We start from the raw sequence: 15,082 nt of genomic DNA, 5'->3' as shown, positions 1-15,082 counted from the left end.
CGTGCTCGAGGTCGATGTCCCAGCGTTGCAGGGTGCAGATCTCGCCGATGCGCGGGCCGTTGCAGAACACGGCGATGTAGATCGTGTCGGCGTATCTGGCGGGCATGTTGTCGTGGATGGCCTTGACCTGGTCCACGGTAGCGGGCACGGCCTTGAGGACCTTGAGCGCGTTGACGCACATGGCGCGCTGGGAGTGGTCCAATTGGTCCCACCAGCGGTCGCAGTCGCGCGGCGTGATGTCCACCAGTCGCATGCGGCCGAAATACGGGAGCACGTGGTTCTCGGCGTCCTTACGGAGACGGTACACGCTGCCCGCCTCCAACGGCATGCCGCCCTTGGTGCGCCGCTGTTCCAGCCATATCGGGAAATAGTCGCCGAATGTGAGCCTCGAACGCTCCTCCTCGCGCTGCTCCTCACGTTCTGGCTGCCACGCCCTGGCATCGATCCTGAGCTTGGCCTCGCGCAGCCAGGCTCGGGCGCCGTCCTCGTCGTCCACATCGAAGTTCGCGTACTGCCGCTCCCCCAGGCCCGGCCAGCGCATGAACGCCCACACCGGGGTCATGTAGCTGGCCTCGATGTACTTCGCATTGCTCCGGTTGGGCTTGTACCGTACCGTCCCGAATCGCTTCGCCATCACATCCTCCAGGTGTGGTGTAGGTACATTACATGTGACGGCGGAGCCGCCCCTTGCAGAAACGGCGGAATCAAGCCGTTCCCGAGGGGTCTCCCCCGCCGTCGGGACCGTTTGGGGGACATTTTGGGGACATGGCTGGGGAGGGTGGGGCGAACGTCTCCGCGATCCGGTCGCTGACCTGGTCCATCCGGTCGGGCCACAAATCCGCGTACAGGTCGAGCGTGATCCGCGCGCTGGAATGGCCGAGGATGGCCTGCAGCGTCTTCGGGTCGGCGCCCGCCGCGATCGCCATGCTCGCGTACGAGTGGCGGAGCGCGTGCACGGTGATGCGCGCCTGCGGGGTCTCCCGGATGCCGGCCGCGGCCAACGCGGGATGCCATATCCGTCTCACCCAGCTGCCGATGTGGATACGCCCGCCTTTCGCGTTGACGAACAGGTACACGTCCGCGGGCCGCCCGTCGGTCAGCTCGCGCAGGTCACGGGTCAGGAATCCGGGGATGGGCACGCGGCGGTTCTTCCCGTTCTTCGGGGTGCCCTCGCCCAGCCGGCCGTCGCGCTGCAGCGTGACCGTTTTGGTGATGTGGATGCGGCGCGAACCATAGTGGACGTCGCCGACGCGGAGGGCGGCGAGCTCGCCGTCGCGCATGCCCGTGTAGGCGAGCAGGAGGATCATGGTCCGGTCGCGGCGCGATCCGATGCGCCGCCCGTGGGGCGAGACGAGCGTTTCGGCGGCGTCGGCGGTCCGGTGGATCTGGTCGGCGGTCAGGTAGCGGACGCGTGTCGACGGTGTGGCGCGCACGCGGATCCCGGATGCGGGGTTGGCGGGGATGAGCCGCATCCGGACCGCATGGTCGAGAATCATGGTCAGGACGAAGAGCCGCTGGGTGACGGTGCTTGCGGCGAGCGGCCCCTTCAGGGGGCCGGGCGCGTTCCCGTCGAGCAGGTCGCGCACCCACGCCGTAACCATGCTCCGGTCGATCGCGCCCAGGGGTGTGCCCGCCCATTTCGGGCCGATGGTGGTCCGGTAGGCGCTTTCGTAGCCGGCGGCGGTGCTCTCCTTGATATTGACGAGCGTGCCGATCCACTCACGGTACGCGTCGGCGACGGTGCGTTCGCCGCCACGCGGGTCGATGTACCGGCCGGAGCGCAGATCGTCCTCCATGCCCGCCTTGAACGCCTCCGCGGCGGCGCGGCTGCGGAACGCCTTGCGGCGGCGCCCGTCGGGCGCGTTCCAGTAGACGACCCACCGGGAGCCCTTCCCGTAGCGGGCGGTGCGATGTTCGGGCGGGATCGTCTTCTTCGCCTTCTCGGGGTCGGCGCCCGCGGCGCGGCGCATGGCCGCGGTGGGCGGTATCCGGTTGCCGTCCCTGTCGACCGCGTCCCTGAGCCACGCGTCGTCAATCCATGACTTCGCCATGATCACGCTCCTTCCAATATGCGCGTTTCACCTGCGCTTTACGCGCCTATGCGCGTCCCCACGCGCCATCGCACGGGATTCGGGGTTTCGGACGCCGCCGGACGCATAGCAGCATGCGAACGCCGGAAACACGTCCGGCGACATCCGAAAGGAGACACCAGTGGCCGACCGGCTCAAACCGCTGCTCGTCAACGCGTCCGAGGCCATGCGCCTTCTCGACATCAGGGACCCGCGCGTCCTGAACCGTCTGATCCGCGACGGCAGCATCCACGCCGTCAGGGTCGGCAACCGGTGGAAGATCAACTACGCCTCGCTCGAATCGTTCGCCGACGGCGGGTTCCCCGCCCCGCCGAACACGAAATCCGGGTCGGCGAGCGAATCATCCAGCTCATCGAGCGCGGGCTCCCAGATCGGGTAGCCTCCAGCCGCGGGCCGACGCTCGCCCCACGGGCAGAACATCACCGCGAACAGCGCGCCCGTATCCTCCGGGTCGATCAGCAGCGTCCGCCGGGAGAACCGCCCGCCCCTGTCGGAATCGACGAACAGCACGCGCCCGTCGATCGTGAGCGTGATCGTCGCGTCCCACAGCCACTCCAGCTCCCCGCCCGGGGCCAGCAGGCCGCGGATATACGGATCGTCGCTCGGGTGCGTGAGTTCTTCGGTCTTGTCCATGTGAATCTCATCCATCGTTGTGCTCCGTTTCTTATACGCTTGTCCGGTCCGATGTTCCGCGATGACGCGGCGCGGGGCGGGCGGGCCGCGGCACGCGAACCGTCCGCTCATGACGCCTCCCCCAGCAGGAGGCGCACCGTCTCCGAGCGGGCCGGCTCGTCCATGAGCAGCGTCACCCGCAGGCGCGCCTCCCCGTCCAACGCGTTCAACGCCGCCATGCGCGGCGCGACGGGCAGCGCCGCCAACGCGGCCGCGGTCGCCGCATCACCCCCATCGGCGGACGGCTTCTCCGCGCCCCCGCCCTCCAACCGCCGGTACACGTCGTCCAGATGGCTGTCCAGCGATCGCTGGTAGATGCTCGCCACGTCCAACGAGGTGTGGCCGCCGAGGCGCATCACCTCGCCGTTCGTCGCGCCCGCCGCCGCGAACGCGGTCAACGCGGTCTTGCGCAGATCGTGGAACCACATGCCCTCCAGGCCCGGCACACGGTCACGCGCCTTGGCGAACAGGTTGCGCAGCGTCTGGGGCCTCATGGGACCGCCGTCACGGGCGGGGAACAGCAGTCCGTTCGCGCCCGGCTGCGCGTTCCTCAGCGCACGTTCCAGCCACGGGCGGAGCGTGTCGGGGATGCGGATGTCACGCACGGACGAGCCGGTCTTCGGTTCGCCGATGACCGGCCGCCAGCGACCGTGCGGGTCGCGTTCCATGGAGACCGAGTGACGGACGTGCAGGATCATGCGCCTCAGGTCCACGTCGCGGCGCATCAGCGCCAGGCATTCGCCCTCCCTCAGCCCCAGCGTGCCGGCGAGGATGACGGTCGGGGCGAGACGTTCGGGCATCGCGTCCGCCAGGGCGCGAATCTGATCCGCCTCGGCGATGACCGGCTCATGATCGACCTTGGGGCGGGCGGCACGGATGGCGCACGGGTTCCGGTCGATGATCGGCCTGCCGTCGAACCCGACTGGTTCGGTGGCGGCCGAACTCATGATCGCGTGGAGCGTCTTGTACGCCTGGAGGCGACGTTTCTCCCGGTTCGCGTGACGGCTGACCGGACGGAACGCGTCCCACCAATGTTGCACGTCGCGCACGGTGATGTCGCGCATGCCCCGGTCGCCGAACGCGGGGATGAGGTACAGTTCGATGATCTCCAGATGCTTGCTTCGCGCGCTGCCGCGCACCAGCTCCCCGTCGGCGCGCCGGTGGGTGTCGGCCCATCTGTGGGCGTAGTCGGCGAACGTGATTCCGTCGCGTTCCTGTTCGGCGCGTTCGACCTGCGGGGGCGTCCATGAACCGAGCGTGATCCGTTTCTCCGCGTCGGCCAGCCACGCGTCCAGTTCGGCCGCGTATTCGGCGGGCAGCATGCGCGACTGGCGTCTGGGCAGTCCGGGCCAGCGGGCGAACGCGTCCTGCGGGGTCGGGTAGCTGGCCTCCAGATAGTCGCGTCCGTGCCTGTTGAGTCTTCTGACACTGCCGAATCGGCGTCGTCTTGCGCGTGTCATGGGCCAACCTCCGGTCCGTTTCCAGTCCCTATTAGCGTCCCTATTAGCTATGCGCGAATACGCTTTTTCGCGCATCGTCGCGCAGGTTGCGGGATACTCGGGGAAACGCTCGGAAACGTTGGAATACCGGGGTTTTCAGGCAACGAAAAAGGGTCCCGGGCGATGCCCGGAACCCTTAAGGTGTGGAGCTAAGGGGATTCGAACCCCTGACCCTCTCCATGCCATGGAGATGCGCTACCAGCTGCGCCATAGCCCCGTTTTCAGTTGTCGGTTCGCGGGAGTTACGTGAACCCGCCGCGAATCCGTGGCAGAACCCGTAGGCTCTGCTGAGTGGAGCTAAGGGGATTCGAACCCCTGACCCTCTCCATGCCATGGAGATGCGCTACCAGCTGCGCCATAGCCCCGTTTTCAGTTCTTGCCGCTCTCGAAGAGCCTTAGATACATTACAACACGGATGTCATTTCGGCAAACATGGCGTGTCGCGCGGGTTGCCGCATGACATCGGTCACTTGCCCGCCGTGTCGGTCCCCGAGGTTGACGAGCCCGACGACCCCGAGGAGGTGTCGGAGCCGGTCGTCCCCTGGATCCCGGTATCGGTGGATCCCTGCAACGTCCCACCGCCCTGCGATGACGACCCATCGACTCCGGTCGAACCGTCAACGGACCCGTTCCCGGTCCCGCCATCCGTCGTTCCGTCCGTCGACGACTCGCCGTCAGGCTGCGGCGTGGTGGTCCCCGAGGTACCGGAATCATTCGAACCGGAAGCACCGTCTGTGTTCCCGTCTGTGTTCCCGCCCGTCGTATCCGGCGTATTCGTCGACGGGTCGCTCCCGGTGGTCCCGTCATCCGTACCCGCGGCGCCGTCCTCCGGCTCACGGTCGCGGTCACCACCCTCGACCGGTCCGGTCGGCCGCTCGGTATAGGACCGGTCTACCCAGTCGCGCACCACGCTGTCGGTCCCCTGCCCCTGGGTCACAGCCAGGATGATGCCCGCGGTCACTGCCACCGCAACCAAAGCGCTGCCGATGGCGACCAGTATGGCGACACGTTTGGCCTTTGCCGACGTCGCGGATCCGCGTTGCCGGTTCACACCCGACCGGTTGCGGCCGACTTCCGTCACCCCCGATGACACGCCATCGCGCCGTGATGCGGATGCGCTGCCACGCACCACCCGCCCTGTGGCCGGCATCGTTTGCGTGGAGGCCATGGATTCGGCAGTGGATTCGGCGACGGCATCCAACCGCGTGGTCGCATCATCGGCAGACGCGGCCGTTTCACCATCCGTGCCATCCGTGCCATCCGTGCCATCCGCGCCGTCCGTCGCATGGAACGGCACGGCGTTCTGCAGTTTCTCGGATGACGCCTTGAGCACGTTCTGGTAGATCTGCGAGGCGACGGCGGAGACGATCGAACCGACGGCCACGCCGATGACGGATCCGGCGATGCCGATCTTCGCGGACAGCAGGAACGAGGTGACCGCGGCCAGCGCCCCCGCGCTGAGCTGCGTGACCGATAAACCCTTGAAGAAGTTTCTCACGACTCTCGACCGTAGCGGCGTTCCCTGCCGATATCCTCAACTTACGCTGAAAACCGTTGAAGTTTCACGATACCGTTGCAAACCACTGCCCCCACCCCCAAAAAAAGCCGACACCATCCTACGACATGCGGTACGGCCCACGGTACGCCGCGGCCGCCAAGTTTGCATCAGCTGGTTGTATCAGCCGTGTGACGGAAACGCCCGCGCCGCGGCATCCTGCCGTCCGGCGGTGTACATTCATCAGCAACGGTACGATTCAGACGGGGGGATTCACGATGCAGCATGGGTCATCCATACCTCGACGCCACCGCACCGGCCGACGAGTCGCGGCCGTCATCGCCGCCGTCGCGGTGGTCGCGATCGTCGCCGCCGTGGTCGTCGCGCATCTGTCCGACACCGGCGTCATCACGTCCCCGTTGGGCGGCGATACGCAGCCCTCGGACGAGACGATGCGGGACCGATACCCGATGACGCCCAGCACCGTGGACTTCGACGGCGACGGCGTGGACGACTACACGGATATCCTCGCCGGCGCCCGCAAGGACGCCGAGGCGGCCCCGACCTACGACGACGGCTACTACCAAGGCGGCTACCCGCCCGCGGACCGTGGCGCCTGCACCGATGTGGTCTGGCGTGCGTTCGCCGAGGCCGGCTATGACCTCAAGGCGATGGTCGACGCCGATATCGCCGCCCACCCCGCCGACTATGCGAACGCCGCACCCGCACCCGATCCGAACATCGATTTCCGCCGTACCGGCGTGCTCGATGTGTTCCTGTCCAAGTACGCGCAGACGCTGACCACCGACACGTCCGACAAGGCCGCCTGGCAGGGCGGCGACATCGTGGTGTTCGAATACACCCGGCATATCGGCGTGGTCTCGGATCTGCGCGACGGCGATGGCCTGCCGTTCATCATCCACAACATGGGCCAGCGCCAGCGCGAGAACGATTACCTCGCGTTCCGCAAGCATATGGCGGTGACCGGCCATTACCGGTTCGACGCCTCGCAGGTGCCGCAGGACGTGCTGCGGCCGTGGAACGGCTGAGCGCGCCCCACGCCGTCCTCCCTTCGTTTGCGTACTCGTAAAACGAAGGGTGCCCCGGAATCACATGAAATTCCGGGACACCCAACGATTCCGTTCGTCATTCAGCCGATCCGCTCAGCCGATCGGCGGGTTCTCCCACTGCGGGGTGTCGGCGATGGCCGGCCCGTGGTTGTACTCCATCAGCCGCCAACGCACCTCGCCGCTGCTCCGATCCAACGGCAGCAGCCGCACCCAGTGGGCATTGCGCATCGACAGCACGCTGGCGAAATCCGGGAACACCTCGCTGATGCCCAGCAGCGTCTGTAGGGTCTGGGAGATCCATGCGCCGTGGGTGAAGAAGAACAGGTCGGTGTGCTCGTCGCCGCGGGCCGCCCACTCGTGGATCGCCTCCACGCCACGCTGCCCGACGGCCTCCTTCGACTCGGCGCCATACTTCATCTCGCCGCCGCGGAATTCGGCCCAGGACCGGTAGTCCTCCGGGTAGCGTTCGGCGAGTTCGTCCACGGCCGTGCCGTCCCACTCACCGAAGCTGCGTTCGCGCACGCGCGGGTCCAGATTTACCTCCAGCTCCAGCGGGTCGGCGAAGGCATGCGCGGTGGCAGCGGCACGGCACAGGTCCGAGGCCACCACAATGCGCTTCGTGACATCCGGCCGGCGTTCCACGTACAGTTCGCGCAGCGTCTCGCCGGTGCGTTCGACCTGCCAGCGGCCGATCTCGTCCAGCGGGATGTCGACCTGCCCCTGCAGGCGGTGCGCCGCGTTGTACGAGGTGCGGCCGTGGCGGACGAGGAAGATGGAACGGACGTGCTGGCTCATGACTCCTCCGGATGCTCAAGCTCAAGGTCGATGGTCGGCTGGTCGCGCCACAGGCGTTCGAGCCCGTAGTAGTCGCGCGATTCCTGATGCATGATGTGGATGACGAAATCGCCGTAGTCAAGCAGGATCCACTGGCCTTCGGTCAGGCCTTCGCGCGAGCGCGGCGAGAGTCGGGCCTTCAGGTACAGGTCCTTCTCCACCTCCTCGGCGATGGCCAGCACCTGGCGCTCGTTGGAAGCGGAGGCGATCATCATGACCTCGGTGAACGCGAGCAGGTCGGTGACGTCGAAGGCCACGATGTCGTTGGCCTTGACGCGGTCGGCCGCAGCTGCGGCGATGCGGACGGCGTCGATGATGGTGGTTGCGGCGGTCATCGGATCAGCGCTCCCAGGCGGGCTTCCAGCCCTCGACGACGTGCTGCGTGTTCTCGGAGTAGACCATCGCGTCGTCCGGGACGGCGTGGCGGATGACGGAGCCGGCGCCGGAGGTCACGTTGTCGCCGACTTCGACCGGGGCGACGAACAGGTTGCCCGCACCGATGTGCACGTTCGAGCCGATGTGGGTGTGGTGCTTGTGCACGCCGTCGTAATTGGCGGTGATGGTGCCGCCGCCGATGTTGGTGTGTTCGCCGAGGTCGGCGTCGCCGACGTAGCTCAGGTGCGGCACCTTGGTGCCGTCGCCGATGTGCGCGTTCTTCATCTCCACGAATGCGCCGGCCTTGGTGCCGGTTCCCAGTTCATTGCCGGGGCGCAGGTAGGTCCAGGGGCCGATGGTGGCGTCCGCACCGATGTGCGTGCCCTGCACGCGGGAGCGTTCCACGGTGGCGCCGGCGTCGACGACCGCGTCGATCAGCGTGGTGTAGGGGCCGACGACCGCCCCTTCGCCGATGACGGTGCGCCCCTGCAGGAACGAACCGGGCAGGATGGTCGCGTCGCGTGCGATCTGCACGTCGTCCTCGATCCAGGTGGTCGCCGGATCCAGGATGGTGACGCCGTCGCGCATCCACCGCTCGCAGATGCGGCGGTTGTACGCCTTGGAGAGTTCGGAGAGCTGGACGCGGTCGTTGACGCCCTCCACGGTCAGCGGGTCGGGCGCGGCGAAGGCGCCGACGTTGCCGTCCGCCTTGGCCATCTCCAACGCGTCGGTCAGGTAGAACTCGCCCTGCGCGTTGTTCGACTTGAGTCCCGCGATGGACCTGGCCAGCACGGCGGCATCGAACACGTAGACGGAGGTGTTGACCTCCTGCACGGCCAGTTCGCTGCGGTTGGCGTCCTTCTGCTCCACGATGCGCAGCACGTTGCCCTCGCGGTCGCGGATGATGCGGCCGTACCCGGTCGGGTCGTCGAGGATGGTGGTCAGCACGGTCGCGCCGTTGCCGCTGGCCTCATGGAACTCAAGCAGGTCATGCAGGGTGCCGGCGTCGAGCAGGGGCATGTCGGAGGCGGCGATGAGCACCGGGCCGCTGAGTTCGCCGCGTTCGGCCAGCTGGGTCATCGCGCACTGCACGGCGCGTCCGGTGCCGGGGATGTCGTCCTGGTTGACGATTTCGACCTGGTCATTGTAGGAGCGGGCGGCGGCGGCCACACGGTCGGCCTGGTAGTGCACGACGACGGCGAGCGTGTCCGGATCCTGCGCGCCTACGGACGCCATCACGCGTTGGAGGAAGGTTTTGCCAGCGAAGGTGTGCAGCACCTTCGGGGTACGCGAACGCATGCGTGTGCCCTCGCCCGCGGCGAGGATGATGGCGGCGGATAGTGCCATGAGATATGCTCCATTCCCTCGTGGACTCGCCTGAGGCGGCGGCCGCGAGGGCCACCGCCCCGGCACCAAGCTCCCCCACCTGGACTCGAACCAAGACAAAGGGTTCCAAAGACCCGTGTGCTGCCATTACACCATGGGGGAACGGCGGGACGAATCCCGCCAAGTGTTCATTATGCCATACGGCTGGACCACGTCAACCGCTCCAGCGGGTTGCCTTGCGATTCCGGGGTGTAAACCGTATCGGAGGATTGCCGTCAGGCGAACAGGAAACCCTGCCCGTGATGCTCGGGATAGGTGTCGAACAGCTCGGCGACCGAACCATCCTCGAACACCGCGCGGATGGCGCTGGCCAGCAGCGGCGCGATCGAGAGCACAGTCAGGCCGTCCCAGCGCTTCTCCTCGGGAATCGGCACGGTGTCGGTGAGCACCACCTCGCGGGCGCCGCACTCCTTGAGCCGGTCCACCGCGGGGCCGGAGAGCACGCCGTGCGTGGCCACCACGGTCACGGACTTGGCGCCGGACTCACGCAGCACCTTGCAGGCGCCGGCGATCGTGCCCGCCGTGTCGATCAGGTCGTCCACGAGGACGCAGTCTTTGCCCTCCACGTCGCCGACCACACGGTTGGCGACTGCGCGGTTCGGCCGGGTGATGTCGCGCGTCTTGTGCACGAAGGCCAGCGGGCCGCCGCCGAGGCGCTGCGCCCACTGTTCGGCCACGCGGATGCGTCCGGCATCCGGGGAGACGACGGCGACGTTGTCCAGATGGTTGAAGAAGCGGTCACGAATGTAGTCGACGAGCACCGGCATGGCAATCAGATGGTCGACCGGACCGTCGAAGAAGCCCTGGGACTGCGCGGCATGCAGGTCGACCGACATGATGCGGTCGGCGCCGGCGGTCTTGAGCAGGTCGAACATCAGACGGCAGGAGATCGGCTCACGGCCGCGGTGCTTCTTGTCCTGACGCGAATACCCGAGCAGCGGGCACACGGCGGTGATCGAACGTGCGGAGGCGCGCTTCAACGCGTCGATCATGATGAGTTGTTCCATGATCGACTTGTTGATCGGGTTGGCGTGGCTTTGCAGCACGAACACGTCCGCGCCGCGCACTGATTCGGTGTAGCGCACATACATCTCACCGTTGGCGAAGTCGTAGGCGGTGGTTTCCAGAACGTCGATGCCAAGTTGTTCGGCCACGTCCGTCGCCAGCTTGGGGTGGGTACGCCCCGTGACGAGAATGAGGTTCTTATCGGGCTTGCCTGTAAGGATTGCGCTCACCGTGTCTCCAAACGTGTGTTTCGCTGAAGTGGACTGAACCTTAGTCTAACCATGTGCGCCGACGTGCGACACGGCCCGACGGCGCCGACCGGAATCCCGTTGGTAGCGTTCACATCGGCGGAATCCCGCGCCTGCTACTCCGACCGCCGCCGGTACAGACCGTGTTTGCCGATGTACTGGACCACGCCGTCAGGCACCAGGTACCAGACCGGCTCGTCGTGCGCCGCGCGGCGCCGCACGTCGGTCGAGGAGATCGCCAGCGCGGGGATCTCCAGGGTATCGACCTTGCCCTCGGGCAGGTGCGCCCCCTCGGGGCCGGAATACCCCGGACGGGTCACGGCCACGAAGTGCGCCAGATCCCACATCCGTTCCGCGTCCTTCCATTCCATGATTTCGGCCACCGCGTCCGCACCGGTGATGAAGAACAGTTCCGCGTCCGGATGCTGCGCCCGGATGTCACGCAGCGTGTCGATGGTGTAGGTAATGCCGGGGCGGTCGATATCCACCCGGGACACGGTGAATTTCGGATTGGACGCGGTGGCGATCACGGTCATCAGGTACCGGTCCTCGGCGTTGGTCACATGCTTGTCGAGCTTGAACACGGGGCGCCCGGTCGGCACGAAGATCACCTCGTCCAGGTCGTACACCCAGGACACCTCGGAGGCGGCCACCAGATGCCCGTTGTGAATCGGGTCGAAGGTGCCGCCCATGATGCCGATGCGCCGACGGCTGTGCCAGTTGCCTCGCGCCGAGAGCCTGCCCTTGCCGGGCGCATGGACGCTCTGCATCGCCGCCGCGGGCAGCAGGTCGGACATCCGGCGTTCCTGCTCCCCCGCCATCGTCTCGCTCGTATCCGCCGTCATGCGGCAACGCCCCCCTCATGCCCGGTCTGCCGGCGGTCGGCCTCGCGCGTCTCCTGCTCGACCTGGTCGGCGGTGGAGATGGCGCTTGAGGCGTCGATCCTGTCCATGTCCTCGTCCCACTCGTCCTGCACGACCTGTTGGATCTCGGCGAAGGTCGGCAGCGCGAAGTCGGGCTGGTACAGTCCGCGGATCACGGCCACGCATTCGGTGACCTTGACCAGCGTGTCGGTCATCCCGTCGACGTCCCCGTCCCGTTCCTGCCTGCGGAAGGCCACGATCCACCGCTCCATCAGTTCCATCTGCGTCTTGACCGTGGCCAGCTGATCCCCATCCAGATCGGCGACCTCATGCGAGTCGGTCTCCGGCCAGCCGATCAGCACCGCATCCGAGTATTCGAGCGAGGCTCGCTGCGCCGCCGTGGCGATGCCGTCCTCGATCTGCACCAGGAACACGTAACGCACTAGGCTCAACCGTTCCGCCGCGATCCGCAGCCCCAGCCGCGGATCGTCCAGATCGGCTCCCCACGGGTTCGCCACATTCGCCTCGCCGCCGGTTGTCGGTTCCTCACTCATGCTCGCACCTGCCCTGTTCCGTATCCGATCCACTTGGTCGTGGTCATCTCCCTCAGGCCCATCGGACCGCGGGCGTGCATCTTCTGCGTGGAGATGCCCAGCTCGGCGCCGAAGCCGAACACACCGCCGTCGGTGAACCGCGTGGAGGCGTTGACCATCACTACTGCCGAGTCTATACGCTGGGTGAACGTTTCCACAGCCGAGTAGTCCTCGGCGATGATCGATTCGGTGTGTCCCGTGGAGTGGGCGTTGATATGTGCGATCGCCTCGTCCAGCGAGTCGACCACCTTGATCCCAATCTTCAGCGCCAGATACTCGGTGTCCCAATCCTGCTCGTCGGCATGCGCCAGATCCAGGTCCAGGATGTGCGACTGCTCGATGATGCGGTATGCGGTCTCGTCGGCGCGGATGGCCACATGCGCGTTGGCGAGCGCCTGCGCGGCCACCGGCAGGAACCCTTCGGCCACGTCCCTGTGGACGAGCAGCTTCTCGGCGGCGTTGCATACGCCCACGCGCTGCGTCTTGGCGTTGAGCAGGATCGGGATGGCCTTCTCCGGGTCGCCGCTGCGGTCGATGTAGATGTGTACGTTGCCGGCGCCGGTTTCGATGACGGGCACGGTGGAGTTGCGGACCACGGATTGGATGAGCCCGGTGCCGCCGCGCGGCACCAGCACGTCGATGTGGCCGCGCGCCTGCATCATGGCGGTCGCCCCGTCCCTGCCGTAGGCGTCGACGCTGGCCACCAGGGCCGGGTCGAGGCCGTGCTCGGCGAGCGTGCCGCGGATGACCTCCAGCGTGGCGGCGTTGGTCCGTTCGGCCGCGTGTCCGCCGCGCAGGATGGCGGCATTGCCGGATTTCAGGCACAGGCTGGCCACGTCCACGGTCACGTTGGGGCGGGCCTCGTAGATCATGCCGATGACGCCGATGGGCACGCGAATCTGTTGGAGCCGCAGGCCGTTGGGCAGGGTGGAGCCGCGGACGATCTCGCCGAGCGGATCGGGCAGCGTGGCCACGTGGCGCACGCCCTGCGCGCTCTGCCGGACGCGTTTGGCCCCGAAGTACAGGCGGTCGAGCTTACCCTCGTCCATGCCGTCGGCGCGGGCCTGCGCCATGTCGGCGGCGTTGGCTTCGGCGATGTGGTCGGCTTGGGCGTCCAGGGCGTCGGCCAGGGCCTCCAGCAGGTCGTTCCTGGTTTCGCCGGTGGTGTGGGCAAGGTCGGATTGCGCGGTGGCTGCGGCGTCGGCCAGGGCGTTGACGGCGGCGTGCACTTCGGGATTCGTCATACACCTTAGGGTATCGCACGCATGCGTCGTCATGACGGGTGTTCCGGGATATGGGCGCACCGCCATGGGGCTGCCCATGCTCAAGGATAGACTTAGAAGCGTTTGGCAACCCGACGATTCGCGGAGGATACAACGTGACCACGTTCCATAGCACGCGCAGCACCACCGATTCCCTGACCTCCAAGCAGGCGATCCGCCAAGGCATCGCCGCCGACGGCGGTCTGTTCGTCACCGACGCGCTGGGCGAGACCCGCGTGGACGTGGATCAGCTGGTCGGCAAGTCGTATCAGGACATCGCGGTGACGGTGCTGGGCGCGCTGCTGCCCGATTTCTCCGAGGCCGAGCTGCGCGAATGCGTCGAGGCCGCGTACGGCCCGCAATGGGGGGATGGGGCGATCACCCCGTTGAAGCCGTTGGGCGAGGATTGGGTCCTGGAGCTGTTCCATGGCCCGACCTCCGCGTTCAAGGACGTGGCGCTGCAGATCCTGCCCCGGTTCATGGCCCGCACCACGCCCGCCGACGGCGACGCGGACGAGAAGATCATGATTGTGACCGCCACCTCCGGCGATACCGGCAAGGCCGCGTTGGCGGGGTTCGCGGACGCCCCGGGCACCGGCATCACCGTGTTCTACCCGCAGGGCAAGGTCAGCCAGGTGCAGGAGCTGCAGATGACCACGCAGACGGGTTCGAACGTGACCGTGTGCGCGGTGGAGGGCAACTTCGACGACGCGCAGTCCGCGGTCAAGCGGATCTTCGGCGACCGTGACCTGGCCGCCCGTCTGGCCGGCGACGCGCATGTGCGTCTGTCGTCGGCGAACTCGATCAACGTGGGTCGTCTGGTGCCGCAGGTCGTGTATTACTTCTCCGCCTACGTGCAGCTGGTGGAACGCGGGGCGATCACGCTGGGCGACGAGGTGGAGTTCTGCGTGCCGACCGGCAACTTCGGCGACATCCTGGCCGGCTATTACGCCAAGCTGCTGGGCCTGCCGGTCAAGCATCTGATCGTGGCCTCAGACAGGAACAACGTGCTCTTCGAGTTCCTGACCACCGGCACGTACAACCGCCAGCGTCCGTTCTTCCAGACCATCTCCCCCTCGATGGACATCCTGATCTCCTCGAATCTGGAGCGCATGCTGTACTACATGTCCGATAAGGACTCGCGCCTGATCTCGATGCTGATGAACGATCTGAACCAGTGGGGCGCCTATGAGATCCCGGATGAGATGCTGGCGCGCATCCGCCATACCTTCGGCTGCGGCTGGGCCGACGAGGATCAGGTGCGCGAGTCCATCCGCGACTGCTGGGAGAGGAACCGTTACGTGATCGACCCGCATACGGCCTGCGGCTATTTCGTGCTCCGCCAGATGCCGCGCGATCCGTCCGTGCCGCGAGTGCTGCTGAGCACCGCCAGCCCGTACAAGTTCCCGCGCGTGGTCAACGAGTCGCTGGGTTTTGAGGCGACCGGTACCGATTTCGCGTGCATGGATGTGCTGGCCCGCGAGACCGGGACGACGGCCCCCGCCGCGTTGCGTGGCCTGGAGAACGCCGCGGTGCGGTTCGACGACGTCGTCGCCATCGACGGCATGGCTGGCGTGGTCGAGCGCGCCGCGCACGCACTCTGACCGCCACGCCACTGAGGTTTCGGGGTTACAGTTCCTTGTTCAGCCAGATATGGCGGGAGATGGCGTAGGAGATGGCGACCGCCGCC

At 66.9% G+C, this 15,082-nt stretch carries 14 protein-coding genes, 3 tRNA genes and 1 pseudogene; 3 read left to right on the top strand and 15 right to left on the bottom strand.

Features of this window, described 5'->3' with window-relative positions:
* Both B4C31_RS05335 and B4C31_RS05330 read right to left on the bottom strand, forming a co-directional pair.
* A partial coding sequence (locus tag B4C31_RS05335) for an N-terminal phage integrase SAM-like domain-containing protein (protein ID WP_291531630.1) occupies positions 1–634 on the bottom strand: 634 nt, incomplete at its 3' end.
* Between the two features lie 70 nt (positions 635–704).
* Positions 705–2,051 carry a tyrosine-type recombinase/integrase gene (locus B4C31_RS05330; protein WP_291531629.1) on the bottom strand — a complete coding sequence of 449 codons (1,347 nt, stop codon included), beginning with the start codon at positions 2,049–2,051 and terminating at the stop codon, positions 705–707.
* A gap of 205 nt (positions 2,052–2,256) precedes the next feature.
* On the opposite strand from B4C31_RS05330, the pseudogene B4C31_RS08820 reads away from it, so the two are divergent.
* A pseudogene (locus tag B4C31_RS08820) lies at positions 2,257–2,322 on the top strand (hypothetical protein); the annotation flags it as partial.
* A gap of 32 nt (positions 2,323–2,354) precedes the next feature.
* Here the strand turns inward: B4C31_RS08820 and B4C31_RS05325 are convergent.
* The 5 genes from B4C31_RS05325 to B4C31_RS05305 all read right to left on the bottom strand — a co-directional run bounded on the left by B4C31_RS05325 (position 2,355) and on the right by B4C31_RS05305 (position 5,759).
* On the bottom strand, positions 2,355–2,738 hold the full coding sequence (locus B4C31_RS05325; RefSeq protein ID WP_287543694.1) for a hypothetical protein: 384 nt from the start codon (positions 2,736–2,738) through the stop codon (positions 2,355–2,357).
* A gap of 92 nt (positions 2,739–2,830) precedes the next feature.
* Positions 2,831–4,222 (bottom strand): tyrosine-type recombinase/integrase, encoded by a 1,392-nt coding sequence (locus B4C31_RS05320; protein ID WP_291531628.1) that lies wholly within the window; start codon positions 4,220–4,222, stop codon positions 2,831–2,833.
* A gap of 183 nt (positions 4,223–4,405) precedes the next feature.
* A tRNA-Ala gene (locus B4C31_RS05315) sits at positions 4,406–4,478 on the bottom strand.
* Between the two features lie 75 nt (positions 4,479–4,553).
* A tRNA-Ala gene (locus B4C31_RS05310) sits at positions 4,554–4,626 on the bottom strand.
* Between the two features lie 101 nt (positions 4,627–4,727).
* Positions 4,728–5,759 (bottom strand): hypothetical protein, encoded by a 1,032-nt coding sequence (locus B4C31_RS05305; protein ID WP_291531627.1) that lies wholly within the window; start codon positions 5,757–5,759, stop codon positions 4,728–4,730.
* A 275-nt stretch (positions 5,760–6,034) separates the two neighbouring features.
* Here B4C31_RS05305 and B4C31_RS05300 point away from each other — a divergent pair, with 275 nt between their 5' ends.
* Positions 6,035–6,805 carry a DUF1287 domain-containing protein gene (locus tag B4C31_RS05300; RefSeq protein ID WP_291531626.1) on the top strand — a complete coding sequence of 257 codons (771 nt, stop codon included), beginning with the start codon at positions 6,035–6,037 and terminating at the stop codon, positions 6,803–6,805.
* 114 nt (positions 6,806–6,919) lie between these two features.
* On the opposite strand, the gene B4C31_RS05295 is transcribed toward B4C31_RS05300, so the two are convergent.
* The 8 genes from B4C31_RS05295 to B4C31_RS05260 form a co-directional block, all read right to left on the bottom strand.
* A complete protein-coding gene (locus B4C31_RS05295) occupies positions 6,920–7,621 on the bottom strand; it encodes a histidine phosphatase family protein (RefSeq protein ID WP_291531625.1) in 702 nt (233 codons plus the stop codon).
* Entirely contained in the window at positions 7,618–7,995 is a 378-nt protein-coding gene (gene rsfS / locus B4C31_RS05290) for a ribosome silencing factor (protein ID WP_291531624.1), read from the bottom strand. The genes B4C31_RS05295 and rsfS overlap by 4 nt, the downstream gene beginning before the upstream one ends.
* A 4-nt stretch (positions 7,996–7,999) precedes the next feature.
* Positions 8,000–9,382 (bottom strand): bifunctional UDP-N-acetylglucosamine diphosphorylase/glucosamine-1-phosphate N-acetyltransferase GlmU, encoded by a 1,383-nt coding sequence (gene glmU, locus B4C31_RS05285; RefSeq protein ID WP_291531623.1) that lies wholly within the window; start codon positions 9,380–9,382, stop codon positions 8,000–8,002.
* A 70-nt stretch (positions 9,383–9,452) separates the two neighbouring features.
* A tRNA-Gln gene (locus B4C31_RS05280) sits at positions 9,453–9,523 on the bottom strand.
* 113 nt (positions 9,524–9,636) lie between these two features.
* A complete protein-coding gene (locus tag B4C31_RS05275; RefSeq protein ID WP_204464580.1) occupies positions 9,637–10,656 on the bottom strand; it encodes a ribose-phosphate diphosphokinase in 1,020 nt (339 codons plus the stop codon).
* Between the two features lie 134 nt (positions 10,657–10,790).
* Complete coding sequence (gene nadD, locus B4C31_RS05270; RefSeq protein WP_129237528.1) at positions 10,791–11,519, bottom strand: nicotinate-nucleotide adenylyltransferase; 729 nt, start codon at positions 11,517–11,519, stop codon at positions 10,791–10,793.
* The gene (locus B4C31_RS05265; RefSeq protein ID WP_291531622.1) at positions 11,516–12,091 is read right to left on the bottom strand and encodes a phosphoribosylglycinamide synthetase; all 576 of its coding nucleotides are present in this window, start codon (positions 12,089–12,091) and stop codon (positions 11,516–11,518) included. Before B4C31_RS05265 ends, nadD begins: the two co-directional genes overlap by 4 nt.
* Complete coding sequence (locus B4C31_RS05260) at positions 12,088–13,374, bottom strand: glutamate-5-semialdehyde dehydrogenase (RefSeq protein ID WP_291531621.1); 1,287 nt, start codon at positions 13,372–13,374, stop codon at positions 12,088–12,090. The genes B4C31_RS05265 and B4C31_RS05260 overlap by 4 nt, the downstream gene beginning before the upstream one ends.
* A 134-nt stretch (positions 13,375–13,508) precedes the next feature.
* Here B4C31_RS05260 and thrC point away from each other — a divergent pair, with 134 nt between their 5' ends.
* Positions 13,509–14,996, top strand: a complete 1,488-nt coding sequence (thrC, locus tag B4C31_RS05255; RefSeq protein WP_291531620.1) for a threonine synthase — start codon at positions 13,509–13,511, stop codon at positions 14,994–14,996.
* Positions 14,997–15,082: the final 86 nt, after the last annotated feature.

This window comes from Bifidobacterium sp. UBA4282 (assembly GCF_002394995.1).
Taxonomy (GTDB): Bacteria; Actinomycetota; Actinomycetes; order Actinomycetales; family Bifidobacteriaceae; genus Bifidobacterium; species Bifidobacterium pullorum_B.
This window is presented reverse-complemented; position numbering and strand designations above follow the sequence as displayed.

Excerpts from the sequence above, each read along its gene's own strand:
- B4C31_RS05330 (WP_291531629.1), bottom strand. The coding sequence starts at position 2,051 with ATGGCGAAGTCATGGATTGACGACGCGTGGCTCAGGGACGCGGTCGAC.
- B4C31_RS05325 (WP_287543694.1), bottom strand. The coding sequence starts at position 2,738 with ATGGATGAGATTCACATGGACAAGACCGAAGAACTCACGCACCCGAGC.
- B4C31_RS05320 (WP_291531628.1), bottom strand. The coding sequence starts at position 4,222 with ATGACACGCGCAAGACGACGCCGATTCGGCAGTGTCAGAAGACTCAAC.
- B4C31_RS05300 (WP_291531626.1), top strand. The coding sequence starts at position 6,035 with ATGCAGCATGGGTCATCCATACCTCGACGCCACCGCACCGGCCGACGA.
- B4C31_RS05295 (WP_291531625.1), bottom strand. The coding sequence starts at position 7,621 with ATGAGCCAGCACGTCCGTTCCATCTTCCTCGTCCGCCACGGCCGCACC.
- rsfS (WP_291531624.1), bottom strand. The coding sequence starts at position 7,995 with ATGACCGCCGCAACCACCATCATCGACGCCGTCCGCATCGCCGCAGCT.
- glmU (WP_291531623.1), bottom strand. The coding sequence starts at position 9,382 with ATGGCACTATCCGCCGCCATCATCCTCGCCGCGGGCGAGGGCACACGC.
- nadD (WP_129237528.1), bottom strand. The coding sequence starts at position 11,519 with ATGACGGCGGATACGAGCGAGACGATGGCGGGGGAGCAGGAACGCCGG.
- B4C31_RS05265 (WP_291531622.1), bottom strand. The coding sequence starts at position 12,091 with ATGAGTGAGGAACCGACAACCGGCGGCGAGGCGAATGTGGCGAACCCG.
- B4C31_RS05260 (WP_291531621.1), bottom strand. The coding sequence starts at position 13,374 with ATGACGAATCCCGAAGTGCACGCCGCCGTCAACGCCCTGGCCGACGCC.